Origin of the sequence: Microlunatus soli (genome assembly GCF_900105385.1) — a bacterium.
GTDB classification, from domain to species: domain Bacteria; phylum Actinomycetota; class Actinomycetes; order Propionibacteriales; family Propionibacteriaceae; genus Microlunatus; species Microlunatus soli.
Window position 1 is genome coordinate 4,843,003 of the sequence record NZ_LT629772.1, and the last position, 24,203, is coordinate 4,867,205.

The following is a 24,203-nucleotide window of genomic DNA, read 5'->3' on the forward strand; positions in this document are numbered from 1 at the left end:
GCGTGACTGATCCGACCACCCCCGACCGCAGCCGACTCCCGATCGATGTCGCCACGCCGACGTCAGGAGCGCTGCCGGCCGGGAGCCCCGTCCGCCCGGTCCGTCCGCCCGCCGGCGCACCGAATGTCTTGGTGATCCTGATCGACGACATGGGATTCGGCGCATCCAGTCCGTTCGGCGGCCCGTGCCGGATGCCGAACGCCGAGCGGTTGGCCGAGGCCGGGTTGCGCTACAACCGGTTCCACGTGACGGCGCTGTGCTCGCCGAGTCGACAGGCGTTGATGACCGGCCGCAATCATCACTCGGTCGGGATGGGCGTCACCACCGAGATGGCAACAAGCCAGCCCGGCTACAGCGGCTTCCGACCGGCGAGCGCGGCGACGATGGCGCAGATCCTGTCCGGCAACGGCTACAGCACGGCCGCGTTCGGCAAGTGGCACCAGACCCCGCCGCCGGAGACCGGCCCGTCCGGGCCGTTCACCCGCTGGCCGACGGGGGAAGGGTTCGACCATTTCTACGGCTTCATGGGTGCGGAGATGAACCACTGGTATCCGCAGCTCTACGAGGGCACCACCCCGGTCGAACCCGATCGTCGGCCGGAGGACGGCTATCACCTGTCCGAAGACCTTGTTGATCATGCATCGGACTGGATCCGGCGGCAGCACGAAGTGACACCGGACAAACCCACGTTCTGCTATCTCGCATTCGGTGCCACCCACGCACCGTTCCATGTCGGCCAGGAATGGCAGCAGCGCTACGCCGGTGCTTTCGATCATGGATGGGACGAGCAGCGGAACCGGACGCTGGCCGAGCAGAAACGGCTCGGCATCGTGCCCGAGGATGCCGAGCTGGCCCCCTGGGTGGAGGAGATCCCGCACTGGGCCGATCTCGATGATCAACAACGCCGGGTTGCCGCCCGGTTCATGGAGACCTACGCCGGCTTCGCCGAACACACCGACGCCCAGATCGGCCGACTACTGGATGATCTTGAAACCGCCGGTGTGCTGGACGACACCGTGGTGGTGCTGATCCTCGGCGACAACGGCGCCTCCGGTGAGGGCGGCATCGAGGGAACGATGCGGGAGCACCTGGTCGGACACGGCATCGCCGACGACGTCGCGTGGATGGACCGGCACCTGGATCGACTCGGCGGACCGCACAGCTACGGCCTGTATCCGGTCGGCTGGGCGCTGGCGATGAACACCCCGTATCAATGGACCAAGCAGGTCGCCTCCCACTACGGCGGCACCCGGGACGGGATGATCGTCAGCTGGCCGCAGGGGATCGCCGCCCGCGGTGAGATCCGCAGCCAATGGCACCACCTGATCGACATCCTGCCGACGGTTCTCGACGTCGCCGGTGTGCCGGAGCCGGTCACGGTCGGCGGCGTACCGCAGCAGCCGATCGAGGGCACCAGCATGCGGTACAGCTTCGACGACCCGGCAGCACCGGACCGGCGCCGGACGCAGTATTTCGAGATGGTGGGCAACCGCGCGATCTACCACGAGGGCTGGACGGCGGTCGCCCAGCACAGCGTGCCCTGGCGGATGGTCGGGCCGCATCGGCCGTTCGCCGAGGACGTCTGGGAGTTGTACGACACCGGCACCGACTGGACCCAGGCGCACGATCTCGCCGACACCGAACCCGAACGCCTGGCAACCCTGCAACAGATGTTCGACACCGAAGCGGAGCGACATCAGGTGCTGCCGCTGGACGACCGGGTGACCGAACGGGAGAACCCGCAGTTGGCCGGTCGGATCGAGTTGCAGCAGGGCCGCGAGGTGCTCGACTTCGGCCCGACCACCGGTCGGCTCGGCGAGGAGGTCGCGCCCAACGTCAAGAACCGCAGCCATCGGATCACCGTCGAACTGGACACCGACGGCGTCGACAGCGGGGTGCTGGTCGCCCAGGGCGGACGATTCGGCGGCTGGTCGCTGTACTGCGTGGACGGTGTGCTCGGCTACGCCTACAACTGTTACGGACAAGAGCTGACCACGGTCACCGCCGATCGCCGGGTGCCGGCCGGTCGTCGACGGGTCGCCGTGGACTGGACGTTCCGCGGCAGCGAACCGGGCGGACCGGCAGAGATCGGTCTGACGATCGATGATCAACTCGTCGGCAGTGGCGAGCTGTCCCGGAGCACCGCCTTCTACTTCGCCTTCGACGAGACGTTCAACGTCGGCGTCGACCGCGGCAGCCCGGTCACCGATGCCTACCCGGCGATCGACAACCGGTTCAGCGGAAGGATCGGCACTGTCCGGGTCGAGCTCGCCCCGCCGGACCGCCGGATCGACAGCCAGCGGCGGCGCGTCATGACGCTCGCCGACGACTGACCCCGACCCGTCCCCAGGGCTTGAAAACAGCCAGGAAGCCGGCGAACAGCAGGCAACTGGTCGACACGATCGGCGGAAAGATCAAGGTCTGCAGATCGAGATCACCGGTCGGCCGCCCGGCGAAGATCTGTCGGCCTGCCTCGGCCAACTCGATCAGGCCCGGGTTCAGGGAGATGATCAGCAGGGTGCCGAGCACGACATTCAAGATCAACTTGATCAGCACCCAGGTGTAGCGGACCACACCGTATTTGCTGCTCCAGCCGAGCAGCAGACCGCTGATCAGGGACAGCACCGCTGTGCAGATCAGCGGCCAGAAGATCGCTCGACCGAGTGCGCCGTAGCTGATCAATCGCAGATAGGGGTCGTCGGTGAACAGCGCGGTGAAGATCAACACAGCCATCACGATGTCGATGCCGAGCCAACTGATCGACGTGACGATGTGCGCCAGCACGATGCCCCTGCGCAGGCCGCGGGGCAGCCGGAGGCGAACGGTGGAACGGGGCGTGCCGCTGATGGTCGTCATGTCGTCCGACGCTAGACAGCGTGGCCGCTCCGGTCGTCCGCTCGATGAAGTATCCCGACTACGTCGTACCGCGTAGACTCGCACCGCCATGTCTGAGATCCCCACCGATGCCGAAACCCCGTCGCATGCCGCCATCGTCGCAGCGCTGACCGCCCGCTGGCCCGAGCACCGGGTCGCGCCGAGCCTGGGCCGGATCGCGGCGCTGACCGAGCTGCTCGGCGACCCACAGCACGCCTACCCGGTGATCCAGATCACCGGTACGAACGGCAAGGGCAGCACCGCCGCGATGATCGACGCCCTGCTGCGCTCGGTCGGATTGCGGACCGGGCGCTTCAGCAGCCCGCATCTGACCGACATCGGCGAACGGATCCGGATCGACGGCGAGCCGCTGGCGGCCGACCGGTTCGATGAGATCTGGGCCGAGGTCGAGCCGTATGTCGACCTGGTCGACCAGCAGCAGATCGACGGCGTGGCGATGACCTTCTTCGAGATCATCACCGGGATGGCCTACGCCGCATTCGCCGACGCCCCGGTCGACGTGGCGATCGTCGAGGTCGGTCTGGGTGGCAGTTGGGACGCCACCAGCGTGGCCGACGCGAAGGTTGCGGTGATCACGCCGATCGATCTCGATCACACCCATCTGCTCGGCGATGACGTCACCAGCATCGCCGCCGAGAAGTCCGGCATCATCAAGGCCGGCGCGCAGGCGGTGCTGGCCGGTCAGCAGCCCGAAGTGGCCAGGATCCTGCTGCAGCGGGCCGCCGAGGTCGGCGCCACCGTGCAACGCGAAGGGCTCGAGTTCGGCGTCCTGGACCGGGTGCTCGGGGTCGGCGGCCAGCAGTTGCGGCTGGACTCCGCAGCAGGCCCGATCGAGGACATCTTCCTGCCGCTCTACGGTGCCCATCAGGCCGAGAACGCCGCGGTCGCGCTGGCCGCGGCCGAGGCGTTCGTCGGACTGAAGGGGATCGACCCCGACATCGTCCGGGAGGGATTCGCCGGTGTCGAGGCCGAGGGCCGGCTGGAGATCGTCCGACGTTCGCCGCCGATCGTTCTGGATGCGGCACACAACCCGCACGGCGCCCGCGCGACGGCAGCGGCGATCGGAGAATCCTTCGACTTCACGCCGCTGGTCGGCGTGCTGGCGATCATGAAGGACAAGGATGCCGAGGGCGTGCTGCGTGCCTACGCCGATCTGTTCAGCTCGGTGATCACCACCCAGGTCGCTTCCACCGATCGTGGCTTGCCGGCCGACGATCTGGCCGAGCTCGCCGCCGGCATCTTCGGAGCGGACCGGGTCCGTGCCGTGCCGCGGATGGACGACGCCATCGAGGCAGCGATCGCCGAGGCCGAGGCCGACGGGGCGACCACCCCCGGTGTCGTGATCACCGGTTCGGTGATCGCCGTCGGTGAGGCCCGGACGCTGCTGGTCGGCGCCGAGCGGCCGACCCCGGCCAGCGCCGCGGCGGTGACCGGCGAGGGGATCCTGGACGCGTCCGCAGCGCCGATCGTCGACGGGGTCTACCTCGATCCCGACGACGAGGACGAGGACGACGAGAAGGACTACAGCTACGGCCCGGAGTACGGCGAGCAGCTGACCGAGGACGACGAGGACGAGGCCCCGGTGAGGGACGAGCGGGCGACCGACAACTCCGCGGCCTACGGTCCGCTGGCCGAGGACGATCCGCGATGAAGGCACTGAGCCTGCGGGCCGGCAATCCGATGGGCCGGGCGATGATGGTGACCCTGTTCCTGCAGCTGATCGCCTTCGCTCTGGCGATCCCGGTGATGACCCAGCTCGCCGGCATCCCGACCGTGACCGCCGTCGCCACCGCCGGCGGTGCAGCAGCCCTCTGCCTGGTCGCCGGCGGGGCATTCCGGACGCCGGTCGGCTACCCGCTCGGCTGGCTGGCTCAGGTGGCCGGGCTGGCGCTCGGCTTCGTGGTCGGCGTGATGTTCGTGGTCGGCGGCATCTTCCTTGCGGTCTACCTGCTGGCCTTCGTGCTGGGCAAGAAGATCGACAACGCCTCGGTCCAGAGCGCGTAGAGCTCGTCGGCAACCCCGCGCCGGGCGACCATGATTCCGCCGGCTGCGGGGAAGGGGTTCTGCGCCCCGGACTCGTCCAGCACCGCCAGCCCGGCTTCCTGACACAGCAGGGCGGCGGCCAGATGATCTTCGGGATGGAATTCGCCGATCACCGCGCCGGAGGTTCGGCCGGCCGACGGCTGGGCCAGGGTCAGAGTGCCCGATCCCATCACCCGGGTCGTGCAGAGCCGCTCGGCCAGGGCGGCCAGCAACCCGTCCATCCCCGGCCATGGTTGGTAGCCTGCCCACTCGCTGCCGACCACTCCGCCGGTCAGCGTCTCCGGTCCGGCATCGAGTCGCATCGGGGTATCGCCGAGGAAGGTTCCGCGTCCGGCAACAGCCGACAGCACCTCGCGGCGCCACGGATCGGCGACCACAGCGACCAGCGGACGGTCGCCGATCGCCATCGACAGCGAGAACGACGTCCACGGGATGCCGGCCGCGAGATTGGTGGTGCCGTCCACCGGGTCGCAATACCAGGTCGGGCCGTCGCCTGCGGTGCCGCCGTACTCCTCGCCGACCACGACGTGATCGGGCAATTCCTCGGCGACGATCGCTCGCACCGCTCGTTCGACGGCCGTGTCCACCGCCGTCACCACATCTGCCGCATGCTTCTTGGTCCTGATCTCTCCCAGCGGCATCTCGCGGGTGATCCGGATCGCCTCGTCGGCGGCCCGTCTGGCGGTGTTGATCGATCTCTCCAGGTCCGCGGCGGCCATCGGCTCAGTCATGGCCCGTACCCTAGCGACAATCGTAAAGTACAATCATAATTGTATTTTGATCGCGGATCGTTCCACGGAGGGGAGATCTCATGACACCGGGTGAGCGACGCCGGCTTCGGTTCGGCGTGCTCGGGACCGACGATGCCGATGTCGCCGACCAGGCGCGTCAGGCCGAGGCGCTGGGGTTCGACATCTTCGCCCTCAGTGATCATCTGCACGGCAGTCGACCGACTCTCGAGCCATGGACCGCGTTGACGTGGGCCGCTGCGGCGACGGAGCGGATCGCGGTGCTCACCGACGTGCTCGGGTTGCCCTACCGGGAGCCGCCGGTGCTGGCCAAGATGGCCGAGACGCTGGACCGGCTGTCCGGCGGACGGCTGATCCTCGGACTGGGCAACGGTGGCTACGAGCCGGAGTTCGCGGCGTTCGGGCTGGCAACGCGGACACCGGGACAGAAGGTGGCCGCGCTGGGGGAGGCGATCGAGATCCTGCGCGCGCTCTGGTCGGGCCGAGCGACGACGTCGGACGGGGAGCACTACCGGCTGACTGACGCCGTGATCGCGCCACCCCCGGAGCACCCGATCCCGATCTGGGTCGGTTCGTACGGACCGAAGGCACTGGCCCAGACCGGGGCTCTGGCCGACGGCTGGCTGCCCTCGATCCAGCGGCTCGAACCGGACCAGGCCGCAGCCATGAAGAAGGCGGTCGACGAAGCGGCGGTGTCGGCCGGCCGGCATCCGGGCGATCTGAGCTACGCCTGCAACATCCAGGTCGGCTCCGGTGACGCCGGGACGACCGTCCGGCAGCTCCGGGACATCGCCGCGCTGGGTTTCGACACCTTCGTGGTCGCCGGACTGACCGACAGCCGCGCCCGTGAGCAGTTCGCCCGGGAGATCGTGCCGCTCGTCGTCGGCGACTGACTCAGTCAGTCGCGGGAGTAGCCGTGCAGGAAGGCCTCGACGCCGGCGGTGATCATTGCCGCAGCCTGCTTCCTGGTCACCCGTCGCCCGGGGCGCAGTGGATCGGTGATCGTGACGAGTCGGGTGAAGTGCAGGGCCGCGAGATCGGGATCCTCGACCCGTAAGCTGCCGCGGTCGGCCAGAGCGGCGAAGGCTCGTGCCAGCGCTCGGCGGACGTGCAGCGGGCCGGCCTCCTGCCAGGCGTCGAGGGCGTTCGGCGGGATCCGACCGATCTCGGCACGCATCTGCTCGACCAGCGCGTGATGCTCGGCCTGATCAGGCAACGGACGGGTCCAGTCGGTCGCGAACGCGATCAGCGCTGCAGTGAGGTCGTCCCGGTGCTCGGATGCCTGACCGAGGTGTCGGTCGATGATCTCGACCTGTGCTGCGGCCACGCGGGCCGCGCTGTCGGCGATGGTTGCCTGGAGCAGGGCTGCCTTGCCGTCGAAATGGTTGTAGATCGTTCGGGTCGAGACATCGGCTCGGGCGGCGATCAGCTCGATGCTCGCCGCGGCATAGCCCAGTTCGCTGAACACCGACAACGATGCATCGAGGACGGCCTGCTGTTTGGCCGGATCGGGACCGCGACGTCGTGGGGCTGTCGTCATCGGCGGAGTTCCTGCAGCAGTCCGATCCGGTTGGTGATCATCGCGGTCACACCGCGATCCAGTAACTGCCGCATCACCGCCTCGTCGTCGACGGTCCAGCAGCAGCTGGCCAGTCCATGATCGGCGATCCAGCCCAGGACGGCGTCGTCCACCATCGGCCAATGCGGATTGAACGCCTCCGGCGCCAGGTCGGCGACCATCGCATCGGACGGCAACCGGCCGTCCTGATCACCTTCGTCCCAGGAGAAGATGATCCGGGCCTGCGGATCTGCCTCCCGGATCACCCGCAACGAGTCGAACCGACCGCACCAGATCGCCTGGTCGACAGTGATCACCCCGGATCGGACCGCTTCGGCGACCACCAGCCGGCTCGGTTCGGCCCAGTCCTCAGAGTCCATGTCGATCAACAGGGCCTTGCCCGACGGTCCGATCAACTCCAGTGCTGCTGCCAGTGACGGGATCTGCTCGATCTGATCATGGTCGACCTCGGTGACCGTGCGCGGATCGTTCCACAGCCGGTCCAGGGTCAGATCGTGCAGGAGCACCACCTGACCGTCGGCGGTGACCTTGACGTCGATCTCGACGATGTCGGCGCCGGCCTGCAGAGCGGCGGCGACGCCGGGCAGCGTGTTCTCCCGGTGCCCGATCGGCTCTCCGCGGTGGGCGATCGCGCGGAACGGCCCGCCGGGTGTCAGCGAGGTCATGCCAGTGCTCCGGTCTCGTCGTAGATCAACACCGAGGACAACCGGAGACCGACGGTGTCGCCGACGGCATGCTCGGCGGTCGTTGCGGCGAAGGCTCGCAGCGACAGATCTCCGGAGACCTCCAACACCAGCTCGGTGAAGTGCCCACGTGGAATGGTCCGGGTGATTGTTGCGCTCGTTCCGGTCTCGCCGGCACCGACGATGATCACATTCTCGGGGCGGACCCCGACCGTGCGCGGTCCGTCACCCGGCGGGACCGGTCGATCCACGGGGATCCCGGCGAGCAGCTCGGCGTCGAAGGTGTTCATCGCACCGACGAAGCCACCGACGAACCGGGTCGCCGGGTGCCGGTAGAGCTGGACCGGCTCGGAATACTGCTCGATCCGGCCCGCGTTCATCACCGCCACCCGATCGGAGATGCTGAGCGCCTCGTCCTGATCGTGGGTGACCACTACCGTGGTGATGCCGAGTCGCTGCTGGATCTCACGGATGTCCTCCCGGACTCGCACCCGCAGCTTGGCGTCCAGGTTGCTCAACGGTTCGTCCAGCAGCAGTACCGCCGGTCGTTGCACCAGGGCACGGGCCAGCGCCACCCGCTGCTGTTCACCGCCGGAGATCCGGGCCGGCCGACTCTTCACGTGGTGCATCAGGTTGACCAACTCGAGCATCTCGTGCACCCGCTCGGTCAGCTCGGCCTTCGGGGTCTTGCGCAACCGCAACGCGTAGGCGACGTTGTCGAAGACTGTCATGTGCGGCCAGAGGGCGTAGTTCTGGAAGACCATTGCGGTCGGCCGCTTCTCCGGCGGCACCCGGGTGACGTCGCTGCCGTCGATGGTGACCGTGCCGAGGTCGGGGGTCAGGAACCCGGCGATCATTCGCAATGTCGTCGTCTTGCCGCAGCCGGACGGTCCGAGCAGGCAGACCAGCTCGCCCGTGGCCACGGTCAGGTCGAGATCGTCGACGATCGTCCGGCCGCCGAGATCCTTGCCGATCCCGGCCAGCACCAGGCCTTGATCGTGGGTTGTCATCGGATCTGGAACCCTTCTGCCAATTGGCCGCCCATCACATGCTTGCGAACCAGCATCAGCAAGATCACCGAGGGGATGGACAGCAGGATCGAGAACACCGCCGCCACCTGGCGTGGATAGTTCAGCACCAAGGAGTACATCGTCGTCGGCATCGTATAGAACACCGGCGCGCCGACCAGATAGGTGCCTTGTGCTTCGTCGAAGGAGGCCAGGAAGCTCATGATCAACGCCACCAGGATGCCCGGCAGCGCCATCGGCAAGGTGATCGTGAAGAACACCCTGAAGCGGCTCGCGCCGGCGTCCCGGGCCGCCTCCTCCAGGCTGCGTGGCACCGACGCGAACGCCGCCGCCGGGATCCAGGTCATGAAGACGATGGTGCCGAGCAGGTGCACGATCACCACGCCGGCGAACGTGCTCATCAGGTTGAACGCGTAGAACAGTGCGGCCAGCGCGACGAACAGGCCGGTCTTGGGGAAGGCGTTGGTGGCGAACAGCCCGATCAGGAAGATCCTCCGGCCGGGAAAGTCGAAGCGGGCGAAGGCGTACGCCGCCGGCAGGCAGATCGCGCTGGAGACCAGCAACGTGGTGACGGCGAAGGCGACACTCAGCCGCATCGAGGAGAACAGCTGCGGATTGGCGAACACCGTCCGCCACCACTTCAGTGTCCAGCCGTCGGGCAACAGGTGGGGATAGGTCCAGCTGGTCGCGAAGGCCCGGATCGCCAACCAGAGCAACGGCCCGACGATGAAGATCAGCAGAGCGACGATGAAGATCACGGTCAGGATCCGTCGGACCACCGCAGCGATGCCCGTCATCAGACCCGTCCGGCATCGCGGGCGGACCGGAAGTTCGCCCAGACGTAGAAGGCGCCGAAGACGGCAGCCACCGCGAACACCACCACCGCCATCACCACCGACTGCTGCGGTCGATTGAAGGACTGGAAGTAGGACACCATGTCGACGCCGAGCATGCTGGGGGCGTTCGGGCCGGTGAAGTAGGGCACCGTGAAGGCGCCCAGGGTGCCGATCGCGGTGAAGGTCAGAGCGATCACCGTCGGCACCAGGGTCAGTGGTGCGACCACCGTCCGGACGATCGTGATCAGACCCGCGCCGGCGTCCCGCGCTGCCTCCAACAGCGAATCCGGTACTCCCTGCACCCCGGAGGTGATCATCAGCGTCGCGAACGGCAGATGCGTCCAGACCAACCCGATCGTCACGCAGACCATGGTGTAGCCCCAGGTCGGTCCCTCCAGCCCGAGATGGGCACAGATCGACCGGACGAAGCCGTCCCGGGCGTAGAAGGTGAGCATCGCCCAGGAGGCGATCACCACCGGGATGAACATCGGCACCACGGCCAGCCCGGAGACCAGCTTGGCCACCGCCGAACGCAGCTTCTGGTCCTCCGGACTGGTCCGCAGATAGATCGCGATCACCCAGGCCAACACCACCACTGCCAGCGTGGAGATCAACGTGATCACCACGGTCACCAGCAGATCCTTGCGGAAGCGCGGATCGGTGAACACGTCCCGGTAGGCGCCGAGCGTCTGCTGATACCAGGAAGAAACCGTGTGTTGGCCGCGGGCGATGGTGGCGATCGTCTGGTTCAGCCCGCCGACATGGCCCAAGCTGTACGCGATCGCGACCAAGATCGGGAACCCGACGAAGATCGCCGCGACAATGATCGGCGGACTGGCCAGTGCCAAACCGAGCAGGGCGGACGACCCGCTGGACCGCTTGCGTTGCCGCGACATCAGTTGCCGGGCACCTTCTGCTGCCACAGGTTCTTCATGTCGGCGTCCATGTCGGAGTTGAAGCCCGGCCGCAGGTTGCCCGGGTCGGCGTCGGCGAACTCGGACTTCACCGTCCCCGGGAGTTTGTCCATCGCGATCGCCGGGTAGCCGGCGATCGCGGTCGCGATGGCGGCCTGCTGGGTGGGTTCCAACAGCCAGTTCGCCAGTTTGAAGGCAGCATCCTGCTTGGTCGATGCGGACAACACGCCGGCGTAGGTGCCGCCGCCGGTGAAGCTCGGGTCGGTGATCTGCAGAGCCTCGGCCTCCTTCGGTACGACCCCGGACTTGCGGCCGCTGATGAACTGATCGCTCCAGGCCGGGCACATCCAGATCTCCTTCTGCAGCAGGAGTTCCAGGGTGCCGTTGTTGCCGTTGGGGTAGACGCCCTTCTGATACATCGACGTGTTCAGTCCGGCGAGGGTCGCGAAACCCTTGTCCCACTTGCCCTCCAGGTCCTTGTGGTAGCCGGTGGTCATCGTCTTCAGATCGGCCGCGGACAGGTATTTGGTGAGCACGGTCTGCACGAAGGAATCACCGGCACCGCCGGTGTCGGGCGAGTTGTAGGCGAACTTGCCGGGGTTCTTCTTGATCCAGACGAGCAGTTCGTCCAGCGACTTCGGCGGCGTCCCCACCTTGTCCGGCAGGTAGGCCAGCAGCACCGAGGAGCCGCGGTAGGGGATGGAGTTCTTCGCCGCGGCCGCCTGCAGGTCGGGCAGCACGCCGGTCAGGTTGGCGACCTTGCCGGACGGGTCGGCGAGCAGCCCGGCCTCGCCGGCCCGGTCGCCCATCGACTCCAGGAAGTCGATGCCCGGATCCTTCTTCTGCTGGGTGGCGGCGGCGATCTTGTTCAGCACCTGATCGGAGTTCTGGCCGTGCAGGTCGAACTGGAAGGTGATCTTGGTGCCCTGGTTGGCCTTCTCGAAGCCGGGAATCAGGGTCTTGGTCCACAGATCCTGGATGTTGGTGTCGGCTCCGCAGTAGACGGTCAGCGCGTTCTTCGCACCGCCCCCGCCGCTTCCGCCGCCGGCAGTGGTCGCGCCCGGGCCGTTGCCCTGGCAGGCAGTCAGGCCGGCGGTGCCGGCGGCTGCAGCGATTCCGAACGCAATGAACCTACGTCGATCCATGATGGTCCTCCCCGTGATGAGTGACTGCCGGGCGACGGTGACCGGAGCGGTTCAGAACCTAGGCGCCATCGGGCCGGTGACAGCGACGCACAGGTGAGCGTAGCGTGAACGCAGTACGGACGGGAAGGTCGAATTCAGCTCAAGATCAACTACCGCGCGGGTCGCCGGTGGAGACGGTCGATTCCCGCGCGAGCGCACGCGCGTAATAGTGTCTGATCCATGACAGCAAGCACCCCGGTTCAGCGTTCCTTCGTCCTGCTCAAGCCCGACGCCGTACGGCGCGGCCTGGTGGGGTCGGTGCTGAGCCGGTTCGAGGCCAAGGGTTTGTCGATCGTGGCGCTGCAGCTGCGGCAGGTCGACGGAGAGCTCTCCGATCAGCATTACGCCGAGCACGTCGAGCGGGACTTCTACCCGCCGCTGCGGGAGTTCATCACCTCCGGCCCGTCGATCGCGATGATCGTGGAGGGTGACGAGGCGATCGAGGTGGTCCGCGCGCTGAACGGTGCCACCGACGGACGGAAGGCCGCTCCGGGCACCATTCGCGGTGACCTGTCGCTGTCCAACCGGGAAAATCTGGTGCACGGATCCGATTCGCCGGAGTCGGCCGCCCGCGAGATCGCCCTCTGGTTCCCCGAGCACAGCTGACGACGATGCCGACCCACCTGGCGGGCCTGCTGCGGGCCAGCGAAGGGACCGGGGTCGGTGCCGAGCTGCCGACCCGGAGCCTGATCTTCGACTGCCTGCTCGCCGGGGTGTTCTTCGCCTGTGGGTCGGCGTTCCTGCCGCTGTTCTTTGCGCAGTGGCGCCCGATCGATGCGGCGTTCGTCGCGTTGGTCTGCCTGCCGTTGATGTTGCGGCGCAGGTTGCCGCGGATCTCGTTCGTGCTCTGCCAGGTCTTCGGGCTGTTCCAGGTCTGGTGGCCGAGCCCGATCGGCCTGCATGACGGGGCGCTGCTGTTCTCGCTCTATTCCCTGGTCGGTTTCACCAATCGGCGGACCGGCCTCTACGGGTTGGCGGTGCTGTTGGTGGTGGCCTTCTCCGGGGCGGTCAACGACTGGTGGGGTTTCGTCGATGATCAACTCTCCAAGGCCTTCTCCACCACGCCCAGCCTGCTGACCAGGGTCGCCACCACCGCCGGGATGATCGCACTGGTCTTCGCCGCGTGGGCCTCGGGTGAGCGGCTGCGGTCGGCTCGGATGGGGCAGGTGGCGCTGACCGATCGCGCCGAGCAACTCGAACGAGAACGGGAGCAGCAGTCCAGGATCGCGGCGGCCGCCGAACGGGCCCGGATCGCGCGCGAGATGCACGACGTGATCGCGCACGCGCTGTCGGTGATGATCGCCCAGGCCGACGGTGCTGCGTACGTGATCGACAGCAGCCCCGCGACGGCGAAGACCGCATTGGAACGGATCTCCGGCACCGGCCGGGACTCGCTGACCCAGATGCGTGGTCTGCTCGGGCTGCTCCGGGAGGGCGAGGACGACCCGAGCCGTGCGGCGGTGCCGCAGCCGGGCGTGGAGCAGCTGCCCCAGCTGGTGGAGCAGGCCGGCGCGACCGGACTGACGGTGACGTTGGAGCAGACCGGCAATGCCGACAAGGTGGCCGAGATGACCGGCCTGACGATCTACCGGCTGGTGCAGGAGAGCCTGACCAACGCCCGCAAGCACGGCGGTGACCAGGTCCGGCTGGTGATCGACTTCGGCGCCGACGGCACCGACCTGCGGGTGATCAACAGTGTCGCCGACACCGACAAGAGGCTGCAGACCGGCGAACCGGGGCATGGCCTGCAGGGCATGAAGGAGCGGGTCGGTGCGGTCGGCGGTCGGCTGACCACCGGTCCGCAGGCGGACGGATTCGAGGTTCACGCCTGGTTGCCGCATCTTCCCGCTACCGTGGCGCCAGCAGAACCGACGGCAGGAGAGAGCTGAGATGACGATCAAGGTGTATCTGGTCGATGATCAGGAGCTGGTCCGTGCCGGTTTCGCCATGGTGATCGGTTCGCAGCCCGATATGGAGGTGGTCGGGCAAGCGAGCAACGGTGCCGACGCGGTCGATCAGCTCGCCGTGACCGCTGTCGATGTGGTGATCATGGACGTCCGGATGCCCCGGATGGACGGGGTCGCGGCAACCAAGATCATCACCGAGCGGTATCCGGACGGGCCGAAGGTGATCGTACTGACCACCTTCGATCTGGACGAACACGCCTTCTCCGCGCTGCGGGCCGGTGCGGCAGGATTTCTGCTCAAGGACACCCCGCCGGACCGGTTGCTGGAGTCGATCCGGACCGTGCACGACGGCGACTCGGTCGTCGCACCGAGCACCACCAAACGGCTGATCGAACGCTTCGTCGACGAGGTTCCCGAGCCGCACGCCGCCGACACCTCCCAGTTGGCCGACCTCACCGACCGGGAACGGGAGGTGATGTTGGAGATCGCCAACGGCCTGAGCAACTCCGAGATCGCCGCCAAGTTCTTCGTCAGCGAGGCCACGGTCAAGACCCACGTCGGCCGGATCCTGGCCAAGACCGGGCTGCGGGACCGGGTCGCGCTGGTCGTGCTGGCCTATCGCACCGGTCTGGTCCGGCCGACCGGGTAGCTCTCTCAGGTTCGGCTCAGCGGTTCCGGTAGGGTTCAATTCCGCGTCCCGTGAATAACGAGAGGCACCACCCTGTTACTGCCGCTGATCGCCGTGCATTTCGGTGTCGCCGTGTGCGCTCCGCTGCTCGCGCGCTGGCTGCGACTGCGGACGTTCTACGTCCTCGCCCTGCCACCGCTGATCACGTTCATCGTGTTGGCGACCGAGCTGCCGACGATCCTGGCCGGACATGCCATCACCCAGCAGGTCACCTGGATCGGGACCTTCGACCTCCGGGTCTCGTTCTCGATCGGCACCCTGCAATGGGTCCTCGGCCTCGTCGTCAGCGGCATCGGGACATTGGTGCTGCTCTACTGCCGATGGTATTTCGCCTCCGGCATCCCGGTCCGGACCGCGGCCATCCTGCTCGCCTTCGCCGGCGCGATGCTCGGGCTGGTCACCTGTGACGATCTGATCCTGCTCTACGTCTTCTGGGAACTCACCACCGTCTTCTCCTATCTGCTGGTCGGGCACAATCCGGCCAACGAGGCCAACCGGCGGGCCGCGATGACCGCGTTGGTGGTGACCACCGTCGGCGGTCTGGCGATGCTGGTCGGGATCCTGCTGCTCGGTTCGGTCGCCGGCACCTTCTCCCTGCAGGCGATCCTGTCCCGGCCGCCCTCGGGGGCGGCAGTCAGCGCCGCCGTGGCGCTGCTGTTGGTCGGCGCGCTGTCGAAGTCGGCCCAGCTGCCGTTCCACTTCTGGCTGCCCGGCGCGATGGCGGCACCGACACCCGTCAGCGCCTACCTGCACGCTGCTGCGATGGTGAAGGCCGGCGTCTACCTGGTCGCGCTGCTGGCACCGGCGTTCGCAACCGTGCCGCTGTGGCGGCCGGTGCTGCTGATCATCGGCCCGCTGACCATGCTGCTCGGCGGCTGGCGGGCGTTGCGGCAGCACGACATCAAGCTGCTGCTCGCCTTCGGCACGGTCAGTCAGCTCGGCTTCATGATCACCATTGTCGGCATCGGGACCCAGGAAGCCGCGCTGGCCGGCTGTGCGGTCCTGATCGGCCACGCGCTGTTCAAGTCGGCGCTGTTCATGATCGTCGGCATCGTCGACCATCAGGCCGGCACCCGTGACCTGCGTGCGTTGTCCGGCGTCGGGCGGCAGCGGCCGGCGCTGGCCGTGGTCACGATCCTCGCCGCGGCATCGATGGCCGGGATCCCGCCGACCTTCGGCTTCGTGGCCAAGGAGGGCGCTCTGGGGGCGCTGCTCCATCTGGGCGGCTCGGCCGGCGTGGCGGTGCTGGTGGCGATCGTGGTCGGATCGGTGCTGACCGTCGGTTACAGCCTGCGCTTCGTCTGGGGCACCTTCGCGACGAAGAAGGACACCGACCATCACATCGAGCCGACCAGGTTCCCGGCGCCGGCTCTCGGCTTCTGGCTGATGCCCGCCATCCCGGCGGTCCTCGGGCTGCTGCTCGGATTCGTCTCCGGCCCGACCGGACATCTGCTGGACGGTTACGCCCACACCGTGCCCCAGGGAGAACCCGGGGAACTGGTGCTCTGGCACGGTCTGACGCCGCAGCTGGGTCTGTCGGCCCTGGCGATCGGGCTCGGGATCGCGATCTTCGTCGACCGGCGACGCTTCGCGGCGCTGCAGCGGACACTGCCAGGGCTGGGGGACGCCGGTGCGTTGTACGCCAAGGCGATGCGTGGTGTGGACCGGGCCGCGGTGGAGATCACGGCTCTGGCTCAGCGTGGCTCGCTGCCGGTCTACCTCGGTGCGATCGCGTTGGTGTTCGTGGTGTTCCCGGGGTCGGCGTTGATCATGGCCGCCGATCTGCCGCGTTCGGTCCGGCCGTTCGACAATCCCGCCCAGGTGGTGGTCGGCGGATTGATCATCGTCGCCGTCGTGCTGGCCGGCCGGGCGCGCGGTCGGATGAAGGCGATCCTGCTGGTCGGCGTCACCGGCTACGGGGTGGCCTTCCTGTTCCTGCTGCACGGTGCGCCGGATCTGGCGCTGACCCAGGTGCTGGTCGAGACCGTGACCCTGATCGTGCTGGCGCTGGTGCTGCGCAAGCTCGGCCCGTACTTCTCCGACCGTCCGCTGGCATCGACCCGGTGGTGGCGGCTGATCCTGTCGCTGGGGGTCGGGTCGGTCGCGGCGCTGGCCGGGCTGGTGGCCGCTTCGAACCGTACCGCCGAACCGGTCTCGGCCCGATTCGCCAAGTTCGCCTACGAGTTCGGCTACGGCAAGAACGTCGTCAACGTGACCCTGGTCGACATCCGGGCCTGGGACACGCTGGGCGAGATCTCGGTGCTGATGGTGGCCGCCACCGGTGTCGCCAGCCTGATCTTCCTCGGCATCCGGCAGCCGGTGTCGCGGCCGCGGCGGCGGCCGGTCGAGCCGGGGGAGGAACACACCACCTGGCTGCGCGGCCAGCACAGCCTGTCGCCGTACAGCCGCTCGGTGGTCTTCGAGGTGATGACCAGACTGCTGTTCCCGGTGATGATCCTGTGCTCGTTGTACCTGCTGTTCACCGGACACAACGCGCCCGGCGGTGGCTTCGCCGCCGGGTTGATCACCGGTCTCGCGCTCGCCGTCCGCTATCTGGCGGGCGGCGCCGGCGAACTGGTCGAGGCCGCCCCGGTGGATGCCGGCAAGGTGCTCGGTCTGGGTCTGGTGGTGAGCGTGCTCAGCGCGGTGGCCCCGATGCCGTTCGGCGGCCGGATCCTGGAGAGCTACGCCGTCGATCTGCACCTCGGGGTGCTCGGCGACGTCCACCTGGTGACCTCGATGTTCTTCGACATCGGCGTCTACCTGGTCGTGGTCGGGGTGATGCTGGACCTGATCCGCAGTCTCGGCGCCGGCGTGGACCGGCAGACGTTGGAGGCGAGTCGATCATGACCGCCAATCTGACCTTGATCGTCGTCGCCGGCGCGCTGATCGCGGCCGGCACCTATCTGCTCACCGAACGGGCGATGACCCGGATCCTGCTCGGAGTGCTGCTCAGTTCCAACGGCGTGAGCGTGCTGTTCCTGGTCGCGGCCGGTGCGGCCGGCAGCGCGCCGATCCTCGGTGACGGTGGGGCGGAGAAGGGCGGCATGAGTGACCCGCTGCCGCAGGCGATGGTGCTGACCGCGATCGTGATCACCCTCGGCACCGTGGCCTTCCTGCTGACCATGGCGTATCGGAGCTTCCAGCTGAACGGACATGACGAGGTGCAGGACGACGTCGAGGACGCCCGGATCCGGCGCCTCGCGGAGCAGGACGAAGCATCGGACAGCTACGACGAGGGTGGCACCGAACTGACCGACGAGGAAGGCCGGATCGTCGAGTCGGAAGGGCAGGAGGAGTGAACAACATCCTTGCCCTGCCGGTGCTGCTGCCGCTGTTCGGTGCCGCGCTGACCCTGGTGCTCAGTCATCGGCCGAGGGCGCAGCGGGTGGCGTCGATCTCGGTGCTCAGTGCCGCGGTGCTGATCGCGGCGACGCTGGTCTATCTGACGTCCACCCGAGACACCGTCGTGCTCTGGGTCGGGGACTGGGAACGGCCGCTCGGCATCGCCCTGGTCGCCGACCGGCTGTCGGCGATCATGCTGCTCACGTCGGCGGTGATCACCCTGGCGGTGCTGGTCTTCTCGGTCAGCGCCGACCAGGCCGAACGGGATCGACGGGCACCGGTGTCGGTGTTCCACCCGACCTTCCTGGTGCTCAGTGCCGGCGTCACCAACGCCTTCCTGGCCGGCGATCTGTTCAATCTGTTCGTCGGCTTCGAGATGCTGCTGTTCGCGTCGTACGTGTTGATCACCTTGGGCGGGACCGGCGAACGGGTCCGCGCCGGCACCACCTATCTGGTGGTCAATCTGCTGTCCTCGACGCTGTTCCTGATCGCGCTCGCGGTGATCTACGCAGCGACCGGCACGGTCAACCTGGCACACCTGTCGATCCGCCTCGGTGAGCTGCCCGACAATCTCCAGGCACTGCTGCAACTGCTGCTGCTGATCGTGTTCGCGATCAAGGCGGCGGTGTTCCCGATGTCGGCCTGGTTGCCGGACTCCTACCCGACGGCTCCGGCGCCGGTGACCGCGGTGTTCGCCGGATTGCTGACCAAGGTCGGTGTGTACGCGATCATCCGCACCCAGACCCTGCTGTTCCCGGACCGGCACCTGACCGATCTGCTGTCGGTGGCAGCCCTGCTGACCATGATCATCGGCATCCTCGGTGCGGTCGCCCAGACCGAGATCAAGCGGATGCTGTCCTTCACCCTGGTCAGTCACATCGGCTACATGATCTTCGGCATCGCGTTGGCCAGCCAGGCCGGCCTGGCCGGCGCGATCTTCTACACCGTGCACCACATCACCATCCAGACCACGCTGTTCCTGGTCACCGGCCTGATCGAGGACCGGGGTGGCAGCACGTCGCTGAACGAGCTCGGCGGTTTGGCCGCGGTGGCACCGGCGATCGGGGTGCTGTTCTTCATTCCGGCGATGAACCTGGCCGGCATCCCACCGCTGTCCGGTTTCGTCGGCAAGGTGGGGCTGCTGCGGGCCGGCATCGAGCAGGGGAGTTGGCTGAGCTGGTTGCTGGTCGGCGGCGCCGTGCTGACCAGCCTGCTGACCCTGTACGCGATGGCCAAGGTGTGGAATCGTGCGTTCTGGCGAGCCGCACCCGAACCCGTACGCAGGGTCGAGGGCCCGCCGCGGAGCAACATGATCACCGCCGGTGTCCTGGTCGCACTGGGGGTCGGGCTGACCGCCGTCGCCGGTCCGCTCTACAGCTACGCCGACCAGGCGGCCGCCGAGCTGCTGGACAAGGCGCATTACATCGCCGCCGTGTTGCCGAGGGGGATTCGATGAGACTTCGTTCCCGGGTGCAGCCGTTCATGATCATCGTCTGCGCCGTGATCTGGACACTGTTGTGGGGCCAGCTGTCGATCTTCAACCTGGTGGCCGGTGCGCTGCTCGGACTGCTGATCGGTCTGGTCTTCCCGATGCCACCGATCATCGGGTCGGCCACGGTGCATCCGATCGGTCTGCTCCGGCTGATCGCTGCGCTGCTGGTCGACCTGGTCCGGTCCAGCATCGGCGTGGCGCGGGTGGTGCTGCGCAGGGGCCGTCGCCCACGTAACGCGATCCTCGGTGTCCAGCTGCGGACCCGCAACGAGCTGTACCTCACCCAGACCGCCGAACTGATCTCGCTGACCCCCGGCAGTCTGGTGGTCGAGGCCCGGCCGACGAACTGCACCATCTATGTCCACATGCTCGACGTCAGCAGCGCCGAGGAACGTGCCGCGGCTCGCACCATGGTGCACACCGCCGAGGCCCGGGTGATCCGGGCCTTCGGCACCCGGGCAGAGATCGCTGCACTGCGGTCCGGTGATCCGATGCCGGGGGTGGACCGATGATCAGCCTGCAACTGCTGCATCAGATCGTCGCCGCGATCGGGATCGTCGCCCTCGGCACGGCGGCACTGCTGGCGATCATCCGGATCGCGCGCGGCCCGAGCATCCTGGACCGGGCGGTGGCCACCGACGTGCTGATCGCGGTGGTGATCGCCGGCCTGGTGCTGGAGGAGGTCGTCAACCGGCACAGCAGCACGCTGCCGGTGATGTTGGTGCTGTCGGTGGTCGGCTTCGCCGGCGCGGTGAGCATCGCCCGCCAGGTGGCGGCCAGGGAAGGACCCCGATTGGAGGTGAAGGATGACCGGCGAGGCGACGATTCTTGACCTGATCGGCGCGGCCCTGGTGGTGGTCGGCATCCTGCTCTGCCTGATCGCCGCAATCGGCCTGATCCGGCTGCCCGACGTACTCAGTCGGATGCACGCGGCGACCAAGCCGCAGACCCTCGGGCTGCTGGTGCTGCTGACCGGGCTGGGGATGTCGCTGCGGGACTGGCGACTCGTCGGGCTGCTGGTCGTGATCGGCGCGCTGCAGCTGCTGACCGCACCGATCTCGGCGCACCTGGTCGCCCGGACCGCGTACCGGACCCGACAGTTCCGCACCGACCTGACCGAACCCGACGAACTGGACGCCGACCTGTCCCGCGCCGGCTTCCGGCTGGTCACCCGACACGACGAGGACGAGGGAGACGACGTCGACGAATCAGCGGCCGACTGACCCGGCTCGGTGAATGGGCGCGACAGCGTCCCCGGCGGGTGGCTACGGTTGTCGCCATGGTGCCCGCGGATCACGATTCGTCAGCGAGGATCTGGTCGCTGCTGCCGGCCGAGGTGCACCAGGAGCTGGCCGAGGGCCTGTCGCCGACCGACCTGCAGAGCCTGCTGATCGACGTTGCCGGCAGTCGTGCGGCCGAGGTCACCCCGGCGCGGCTGATGCAGCGCTGGCGATCGGACCGATTCGTCCGGCCCGCCGGCAGCGATCCACGGCGGTTGTCGGCCGTCGTCGCCCGACTGTGGCAGCTGCTCCCGGCGCAATTCGAGGGCATCGAGCTGGCGCCGGTGACTCCGCTGGGGACCTGCTCGGCGATGGCCGCCGTCGATCAGAACCGGGTGCTCAGCACCACCCGGACCAGCGAGGTGGTCAGTGACCTGACCAATGTGCTCGCACTGGAGGCAGCGACCCGTCGACGGACCGATCGCGGCGCACCGGTGCATCTGGCAGCCTGCCACCGCGTCCTGCGCAGCCAGCAATTCGCGGCCGGGGCCAGCCACTTCGAGCTGTTCGCGTTGGTCTCCAGCGACCGCGACCGCGGGTCGGCGCGGACCGAGGCCGACCTCCTGGCCGCCCACCTGCGCTACTGGACGTCCGTGCTGGAGGCGATGCTGCCCGGGCGCCCGGCCGAGATCCGCTATGCCGGCTTCGAACCCGCCCTGCGGGAGCGCTATGCCGACACCGTGTTGCCTGCGCTGCGCTCGGGTGCGGGGGAGCGGGTCGAATGGATCGCCGATCACGACCGGGCCAGGGCGCGTCACTATTACAGCTCCGGGGCGCTGCTGATCCACGCCGACGGTGTGGAGCTCGGCGACGGCGGGTTCACCGATTGGACGGCCCGGCTGTTGGCCGATCGGAAGGAGCGCTGCCTGATCTCCTGTCTGTCCACGGAGGGACTCGTGGCGCTGGAGTCGTTACGCTGAGTCCTGTTATGAGCACCGAACAGATCACGTCCGTCCCCGAATCGGTCTTCCCGCGGCTGGAGCCGCTGCTGGGACAGGTCGGCAAGCCGATCCAGTACGTCGGCGGCGAGCTGAACAGCGTCGTCAAGGACTGGGCAACGACCAGCGTGCGGTGGTGCTTGATGTATCCCGACGCCTACGAGGTCGGGCTGCCCAACCAGGGCGTCCAGATCCTGTACGAGGTGCTGAACGAGCGGGACTGGATCCTGGCCGAGCGGACCTATGCGGTCTGGCCGGACCTGGAGGCCAAGATGCGCGAACAACGGCTGCCGCAGTTCAGCGTCGACAGTCACCGACCGGTCGGTCGGTTCGACGTGCTCGGGGTCAGTTTCGCCACCGAGCTCGGGTACACCAATCTGCTGAACGCGATCGATCTCGCTCAACTGCCGCTGCATGCCGTCGACCGTCGCGAGCAGGATCCGATCGTGCTGGCCGGCGGTCACGCCGCGTTCAATCCGGAACCGATCGCCGACTTCATCGACGCCGCTGTGCTGGGTGACGGCGAGGAGATCGCGCTCAAGATCAGCGACGTGATCCGGGAGTGGAAGGACGAGGATCGGCCGGGTGGCCGGGACGGGCTGCTGCTCCGGTTGGCTGCCACCGGCGGTGTCTACGTGCCGAAGTTCTACACCGTGGACTACCTGCCCGACGGCCGGATCCAGCGTGTCGCGCCGAACCGCAGCGGGGTGCCGTTCCGGATCGCCAAGCACACCGTGATGGATCTGGATGCTTGGCCGTACCCGAAGAACCCGTTGGTGCCGCTGGCCGAGACGGTGCACGAACGCTTCTCGGTGGAGATCTTCCGCGGCTGCACCCGCGGCTGCCGGTTCTGCCAGGCCGGGATGATCACCCGACCGGTCCGGGAACGCAACATCGAGACCATCGGCGCGATGGTGCAGAACGGGATTGACAAGTCCGGACTGGAGGAAGTGGGTCTGCTCAGCCTGTCCAGTGCCGACCACTCCGAGATCGGCGAGGTCACCAAACAGCTCGCGGATCGGTACGAGGGCAGCAACGTGTCGCTGTCGCTGCCCAGCACCCGGGTGGACGCGTTCAACATCGATCTGGCCAACGAACTGTCCCGCAACGGTCGCCGGTCCGGTCTGACCTTCGCCCCCGAGGGCGGGTCGGAACGGATCCGCAAGGTGATCAACAAGATGGTCAGCGAAGAGGATCTGATCAACACCGTCAGCACCGCCTTCGGCAACGGCTGGCGTCAGGTCAAGCTCTACTTCATGTGCGGGCTGCCGACCGAGACCGACGAGGATGTGCTGGAGATCGCCGAGCTGGCCAAGAAGGTGATCGAGACCGGCCGGACGGTGAGCGGCCGCCGCGACATCCGGTGCACGGTGAGCATCGGCGGCTTCGTACCCAAGCCGCACACCCCGTTCCAATGGGTGGGGCAGACTGATCACGAGACCATCGACAGCCGGCTCCGCAAGCTGCGGGAGGCCGTCCGGTCCGATCGTCGCTTCGGCAAGGCGATCGGCTTCCGTTACCACGACGGGAAGCCAGGAGCGATCGAAGGGCTGCTCAGCCGCGGTGATCGCCGGGTCGGCAAGATCATCGAGACGGTGTGGCGCGACGGCGGCCGGTTCGACGGCTGGAACGAACACTTCTCCTACGAGCGGTGGACCTCGGCTGCAGCCGAGGCGCTGGACGGCACCGGTGTTGATCTTGACTGGTACACCGTCCGGGAACGGGATTACGCCGAGGTGCTGCCCTGGGATCACCTGGATGCCGGCCTGGACCGGGACTGGTTGTGGGAGGACTATCAGGACGCCTTGGACGAGGTCGAGCTCGACGACTGCCGCTGGACCCCGTGCTTCGACTGCGGCGTCTGCCCGGAGATGGACACCTCGATCCAGATCGGCCCGACCGGCAAACAGTTGCTGCCGATCGCCGAGGTGAAGCACACGGTGACCGCCTGACGCTCAGACCCGAGCCCGTTCCGGCACCTCGCGGGCCAGAGTGATCGCCACCAGCCCGAGCAGGGTCCCGGTGATCCGCCGCTGCCAAGTAGCCCACGTCGGTCGTGCAGCCAGGAAGCCGGCGACCGTTCCGGCACCGCAGATGATCAATGCGTTGACGACCATGCTGACGGCGATCTGGATGCCGCCGAGGACGAAGCCCTGGGCGGCGGTGTGCCCGGCCGCCGGATCGATGAACTGCGGGATCAAGGCGAGGTACATGACCGCAGCCTTGGGGTTGAGCAGGTTCGTGATCAAGCCCATCCGGAACAGTCTGAACCGGGAGTCCGGCTGCAGCGTGCGGGCTTCGAAGACACCGCGTCCACCCGGCCGCAATGCCTGCCAGGCAAGGTAGCCCAGGTAGACCACCCCGACTGCCTTGAGCCCGATGTAGAGCCACGGGACCGCGACGAAGACGAACGCCAGCCCGACGTTGGCCATCGTCATGTAGACCACGAAGCCGAGCCCGGTCCCGATCAACGACACCAGCCCGGCGACCCGTCCCTGGCTGATGCTGCGGGACACCAGGTAGATCATGTTCGGTCCCGGTGTCAGCACCATCACCAGCGCGGCCAATGCGATACCGCCGGCGGCGGCCCATGTGATCATGCCCGGCATCGTGTCAGCAGCAATCTCGCCGGACAAGAGCCA

24 protein-coding genes are annotated in these 24,203 nt (G+C 67.7%); 15 read left to right on the forward strand and 9 right to left on the reverse strand.

Annotation, left to right across the window (positions count from 1 at the left end):
• Window positions 1–2: 2 nt before the first annotated feature.
• On the forward strand, window positions 3–2,333 hold the full coding sequence (locus tag BLU38_RS22145; protein ID WP_091527553.1) for an arylsulfatase: 2,331 nt from the start codon (window positions 3–5) through the stop codon (window positions 2,331–2,333).
• Here BLU38_RS22145 and BLU38_RS22150 read toward each other — a convergent pair.
• Entirely contained in the window at window positions 2,311–2,856 is a 546-nt protein-coding gene (locus tag BLU38_RS22150; protein ID WP_091527554.1) for a hypothetical protein, read from the reverse strand. The two genes, BLU38_RS22145 and BLU38_RS22150, sit on opposite strands and share 23 nt — an antisense overlap.
• Before the next feature lie 88 nt (window positions 2,857–2,944).
• Between BLU38_RS22150 and BLU38_RS22155 the strand changes: the two genes are divergently transcribed.
• Window positions 2,945–4,546: a bifunctional folylpolyglutamate synthase/dihydrofolate synthase gene (locus tag BLU38_RS22155; protein WP_091527555.1), complete on the forward strand. Its 1,602-nt coding sequence runs from the start codon at window positions 2,945–2,947 to the stop codon at window positions 4,544–4,546.
• On the forward strand, window positions 4,543–4,899 hold the full coding sequence (locus BLU38_RS22160; RefSeq protein WP_091527556.1) for a DUF4233 domain-containing protein: 357 nt from the start codon (window positions 4,543–4,545) through the stop codon (window positions 4,897–4,899). Before BLU38_RS22155 ends, BLU38_RS22160 begins: the two co-directional genes overlap by 4 nt.
• On the opposite strand, the gene BLU38_RS22165 is transcribed toward BLU38_RS22160, so the two are convergent.
• Window positions 4,839–5,669: an inositol monophosphatase family protein gene (locus BLU38_RS22165; protein ID WP_091527557.1), complete on the reverse strand. Its 831-nt coding sequence runs from the start codon at window positions 5,667–5,669 to the stop codon at window positions 4,839–4,841. The genes BLU38_RS22160 and BLU38_RS22165 overlap by 61 nt on opposite strands.
• An 80-nt stretch (window positions 5,670–5,749) precedes the next feature.
• Between BLU38_RS22165 and BLU38_RS22170 the strand changes: the two genes are divergently transcribed.
• Window positions 5,750–6,580, forward strand: coding sequence for an LLM class flavin-dependent oxidoreductase (locus BLU38_RS22170; protein WP_091527558.1), 831 nt, complete (start codon window positions 5,750–5,752; stop codon window positions 6,578–6,580).
• A gap of 5 nt (window positions 6,581–6,585) precedes the next feature.
• Here the strand turns inward: BLU38_RS22170 and BLU38_RS22175 are convergent, their stop codons facing one another.
• Genes BLU38_RS22175 through BLU38_RS22200 form a run of 6 tightly spaced genes read right to left on the reverse strand, consistent with a single transcriptional unit; the run spans window position 6,586 to window position 11,872 of the window.
• On the reverse strand, window positions 6,586–7,227 hold the full coding sequence (locus BLU38_RS22175) for a TetR/AcrR family transcriptional regulator (protein WP_091527559.1): 642 nt from the start codon (window positions 7,225–7,227) through the stop codon (window positions 6,586–6,588).
• Window positions 7,224–7,931 carry a glycerophosphodiester phosphodiesterase gene (locus tag BLU38_RS22180; RefSeq protein ID WP_091527560.1) on the reverse strand — a complete coding sequence of 236 codons (708 nt, stop codon included), beginning with the start codon at window positions 7,929–7,931 and terminating at the stop codon, window positions 7,224–7,226. The genes BLU38_RS22175 and BLU38_RS22180 overlap by 4 nt, the downstream gene beginning before the upstream one ends.
• Window positions 7,928–8,959, reverse strand: a complete 1,032-nt coding sequence (locus BLU38_RS22185) for an ABC transporter ATP-binding protein (protein WP_091527561.1) — start codon at window positions 8,957–8,959, stop codon at window positions 7,928–7,930. The genes BLU38_RS22180 and BLU38_RS22185 overlap by 4 nt, the downstream gene beginning before the upstream one ends.
• The gene (locus tag BLU38_RS22190) at window positions 8,956–9,774 is read right to left on the reverse strand and encodes an ABC transporter permease (protein ID WP_091527562.1); all 819 of its coding nucleotides are present in this window, start codon (window positions 9,772–9,774) and stop codon (window positions 8,956–8,958) included. The genes BLU38_RS22185 and BLU38_RS22190 overlap by 4 nt, the downstream gene beginning before the upstream one ends.
• Entirely contained in the window at window positions 9,774–10,709 is a 936-nt protein-coding gene (locus BLU38_RS22195) for an ABC transporter permease (RefSeq protein ID WP_091532950.1), read from the reverse strand. The genes BLU38_RS22190 and BLU38_RS22195 overlap by 1 nt, the downstream gene beginning before the upstream one ends.
• Window positions 10,709–11,872: an extracellular solute-binding protein gene (locus tag BLU38_RS22200; protein WP_091527563.1), complete on the reverse strand. Its 1,164-nt coding sequence runs from the start codon at window positions 11,870–11,872 to the stop codon at window positions 10,709–10,711. Before BLU38_RS22200 ends, BLU38_RS22195 begins: the two co-directional genes overlap by 1 nt.
• Before the next feature lie 219 nt (window positions 11,873–12,091).
• Between BLU38_RS22200 and ndk the strand changes: the two genes are divergently transcribed.
• From ndk to BLU38_RS22255, 11 genes are all read left to right on the forward strand, one after another.
• A complete protein-coding gene (gene ndk, locus BLU38_RS22205) occupies window positions 12,092–12,517 on the forward strand; it encodes a nucleoside-diphosphate kinase (RefSeq protein WP_091527564.1) in 426 nt (141 codons plus the stop codon).
• Between the two features lie 5 nt (window positions 12,518–12,522).
• Window positions 12,523–13,800, forward strand: coding sequence for a sensor histidine kinase (locus BLU38_RS22210; protein WP_091527565.1), 1,278 nt, complete (start codon window positions 12,523–12,525; stop codon window positions 13,798–13,800).
• 1 nt (window position 13,801) lies between these two features.
• Entirely contained in the window at window positions 13,802–14,467 is a 666-nt protein-coding gene (locus BLU38_RS22215; protein WP_091527566.1) for a response regulator transcription factor, read from the forward strand.
• Between the two features lie 87 nt (window positions 14,468–14,554).
• Window positions 14,555–17,356: a Na+/H+ antiporter subunit A gene (locus BLU38_RS22220; protein WP_269458195.1), complete on the forward strand. Its 2,802-nt coding sequence runs from the start codon at window positions 14,555–14,557 to the stop codon at window positions 17,354–17,356.
• Window positions 17,353–17,808, forward strand: a complete 456-nt coding sequence (locus BLU38_RS22225; protein WP_091527568.1) for a Na(+)/H(+) antiporter subunit C — start codon at window positions 17,353–17,355, stop codon at window positions 17,806–17,808. Before BLU38_RS22220 ends, BLU38_RS22225 begins: the two co-directional genes overlap by 4 nt.
• On the forward strand, window positions 17,805–19,307 hold the full coding sequence (locus BLU38_RS22230) for a Na+/H+ antiporter subunit D (RefSeq protein ID WP_091527569.1): 1,503 nt from the start codon (window positions 17,805–17,807) through the stop codon (window positions 19,305–19,307). Before BLU38_RS22225 ends, BLU38_RS22230 begins: the two co-directional genes overlap by 4 nt.
• Window positions 19,304–19,855, forward strand: a complete 552-nt coding sequence (locus BLU38_RS22235) for a Na+/H+ antiporter subunit E (protein ID WP_091527570.1) — start codon at window positions 19,304–19,306, stop codon at window positions 19,853–19,855. Before BLU38_RS22230 ends, BLU38_RS22235 begins: the two co-directional genes overlap by 4 nt.
• On the forward strand, window positions 19,852–20,175 hold the full coding sequence (locus BLU38_RS22240; protein ID WP_091527571.1) for a monovalent cation/H+ antiporter complex subunit F: 324 nt from the start codon (window positions 19,852–19,854) through the stop codon (window positions 20,173–20,175). Before BLU38_RS22235 ends, BLU38_RS22240 begins: the two co-directional genes overlap by 4 nt.
• Window positions 20,150–20,566: a monovalent cation/H(+) antiporter subunit G gene (mnhG, locus tag BLU38_RS22245; RefSeq protein WP_091527572.1), complete on the forward strand. Its 417-nt coding sequence runs from the start codon at window positions 20,150–20,152 to the stop codon at window positions 20,564–20,566. Before BLU38_RS22240 ends, mnhG begins: the two co-directional genes overlap by 26 nt.
• A gap of 56 nt (window positions 20,567–20,622) precedes the next feature.
• Window positions 20,623–21,543 carry a hypothetical protein gene (locus BLU38_RS22250; protein ID WP_091527573.1) on the forward strand — a complete coding sequence of 307 codons (921 nt, stop codon included), beginning with the start codon at window positions 20,623–20,625 and terminating at the stop codon, window positions 21,541–21,543.
• A gap of 8 nt (window positions 21,544–21,551) precedes the next feature.
• Window positions 21,552–23,513, forward strand: a complete 1,962-nt coding sequence (locus BLU38_RS22255) for a TIGR03960 family B12-binding radical SAM protein (protein WP_091527574.1) — start codon at window positions 21,552–21,554, stop codon at window positions 23,511–23,513.
• Window positions 23,514–23,516: 3 nt separating this feature from the next.
• On the opposite strand, the gene BLU38_RS22260 is transcribed toward BLU38_RS22255, so the two are convergent.
• Window positions 23,517–24,161 (reverse strand): LysE family translocator, encoded by a 645-nt coding sequence (locus BLU38_RS22260; protein ID WP_091532952.1) that lies wholly within the window; start codon window positions 24,159–24,161, stop codon window positions 23,517–23,519.
• Between the last annotated feature and the right edge of the window lie 42 nt (window positions 24,162–24,203).

Bases quoted from the DNA above. Each gene is read 5' to 3' on its own strand.
- BLU38_RS22150 (WP_091527554.1), bottom strand. From the start codon at position 2,856: ATGACGACCATCAGCGGCACGCCCCGTTCCACCGTTCGCCTCCGGCTG.
- BLU38_RS22155 (WP_091527555.1), top strand. From the start codon at position 2,945: ATGTCTGAGATCCCCACCGATGCCGAAACCCCGTCGCATGCCGCCATC.
- BLU38_RS22160 (WP_091527556.1), top strand. From the start codon at position 4,543: ATGAAGGCACTGAGCCTGCGGGCCGGCAATCCGATGGGCCGGGCGATG.
- BLU38_RS22165 (WP_091527557.1), bottom strand. From the start codon at position 5,669: ATGACTGAGCCGATGGCCGCCGCGGACCTGGAGAGATCGATCAACACC.
- BLU38_RS22170 (WP_091527558.1), top strand. From the start codon at position 5,750: ATGACACCGGGTGAGCGACGCCGGCTTCGGTTCGGCGTGCTCGGGACC.
- BLU38_RS22175 (WP_091527559.1), bottom strand. From the start codon at position 7,227: ATGACGACAGCCCCACGACGTCGCGGTCCCGATCCGGCCAAACAGCAG.
- BLU38_RS22180 (WP_091527560.1), bottom strand. From the start codon at position 7,931: ATGACCTCGCTGACACCCGGCGGGCCGTTCCGCGCGATCGCCCACCGC.
- BLU38_RS22185 (WP_091527561.1), bottom strand. From the start codon at position 8,959: ATGACAACCCACGATCAAGGCCTGGTGCTGGCCGGGATCGGCAAGGAT.
- BLU38_RS22190 (WP_091527562.1), bottom strand. From the start codon at position 9,774: ATGACGGGCATCGCTGCGGTGGTCCGACGGATCCTGACCGTGATCTTC.
- BLU38_RS22195 (WP_091532950.1), bottom strand. From the start codon at position 10,709: ATGTCGCGGCAACGCAAGCGGTCCAGCGGGTCGTCCGCCCTGCTCGGT.
- BLU38_RS22200 (WP_091527563.1), bottom strand. From the start codon at position 11,872: ATGGATCGACGTAGGTTCATTGCGTTCGGAATCGCTGCAGCCGCCGGC.
- ndk (WP_091527564.1), top strand. From the start codon at position 12,092: ATGACAGCAAGCACCCCGGTTCAGCGTTCCTTCGTCCTGCTCAAGCCC.
- BLU38_RS22210 (WP_091527565.1), top strand. From the start codon at position 12,523: ATGCCGACCCACCTGGCGGGCCTGCTGCGGGCCAGCGAAGGGACCGGG.
- BLU38_RS22215 (WP_091527566.1), top strand. From the start codon at position 13,802: ATGACGATCAAGGTGTATCTGGTCGATGATCAGGAGCTGGTCCGTGCC.
- BLU38_RS22225 (WP_091527568.1), top strand. From the start codon at position 17,353: ATGACCGCCAATCTGACCTTGATCGTCGTCGCCGGCGCGCTGATCGCG.
- BLU38_RS22235 (WP_091527570.1), top strand. From the start codon at position 19,304: ATGAGACTTCGTTCCCGGGTGCAGCCGTTCATGATCATCGTCTGCGCC.
- BLU38_RS22240 (WP_091527571.1), top strand. From the start codon at position 19,852: ATGATCAGCCTGCAACTGCTGCATCAGATCGTCGCCGCGATCGGGATC.
- mnhG (WP_091527572.1), top strand. From the start codon at position 20,150: ATGACCGGCGAGGCGACGATTCTTGACCTGATCGGCGCGGCCCTGGTG.
- BLU38_RS22250 (WP_091527573.1), top strand. From the start codon at position 20,623: ATGGTGCCCGCGGATCACGATTCGTCAGCGAGGATCTGGTCGCTGCTG.
- BLU38_RS22255 (WP_091527574.1), top strand. From the start codon at position 21,552: ATGAGCACCGAACAGATCACGTCCGTCCCCGAATCGGTCTTCCCGCGG.
- BLU38_RS22260 (WP_091532952.1), bottom strand. From the start codon at position 24,161: ATGATCACATGGGCCGCCGCCGGCGGTATCGCATTGGCCGCGCTGGTG.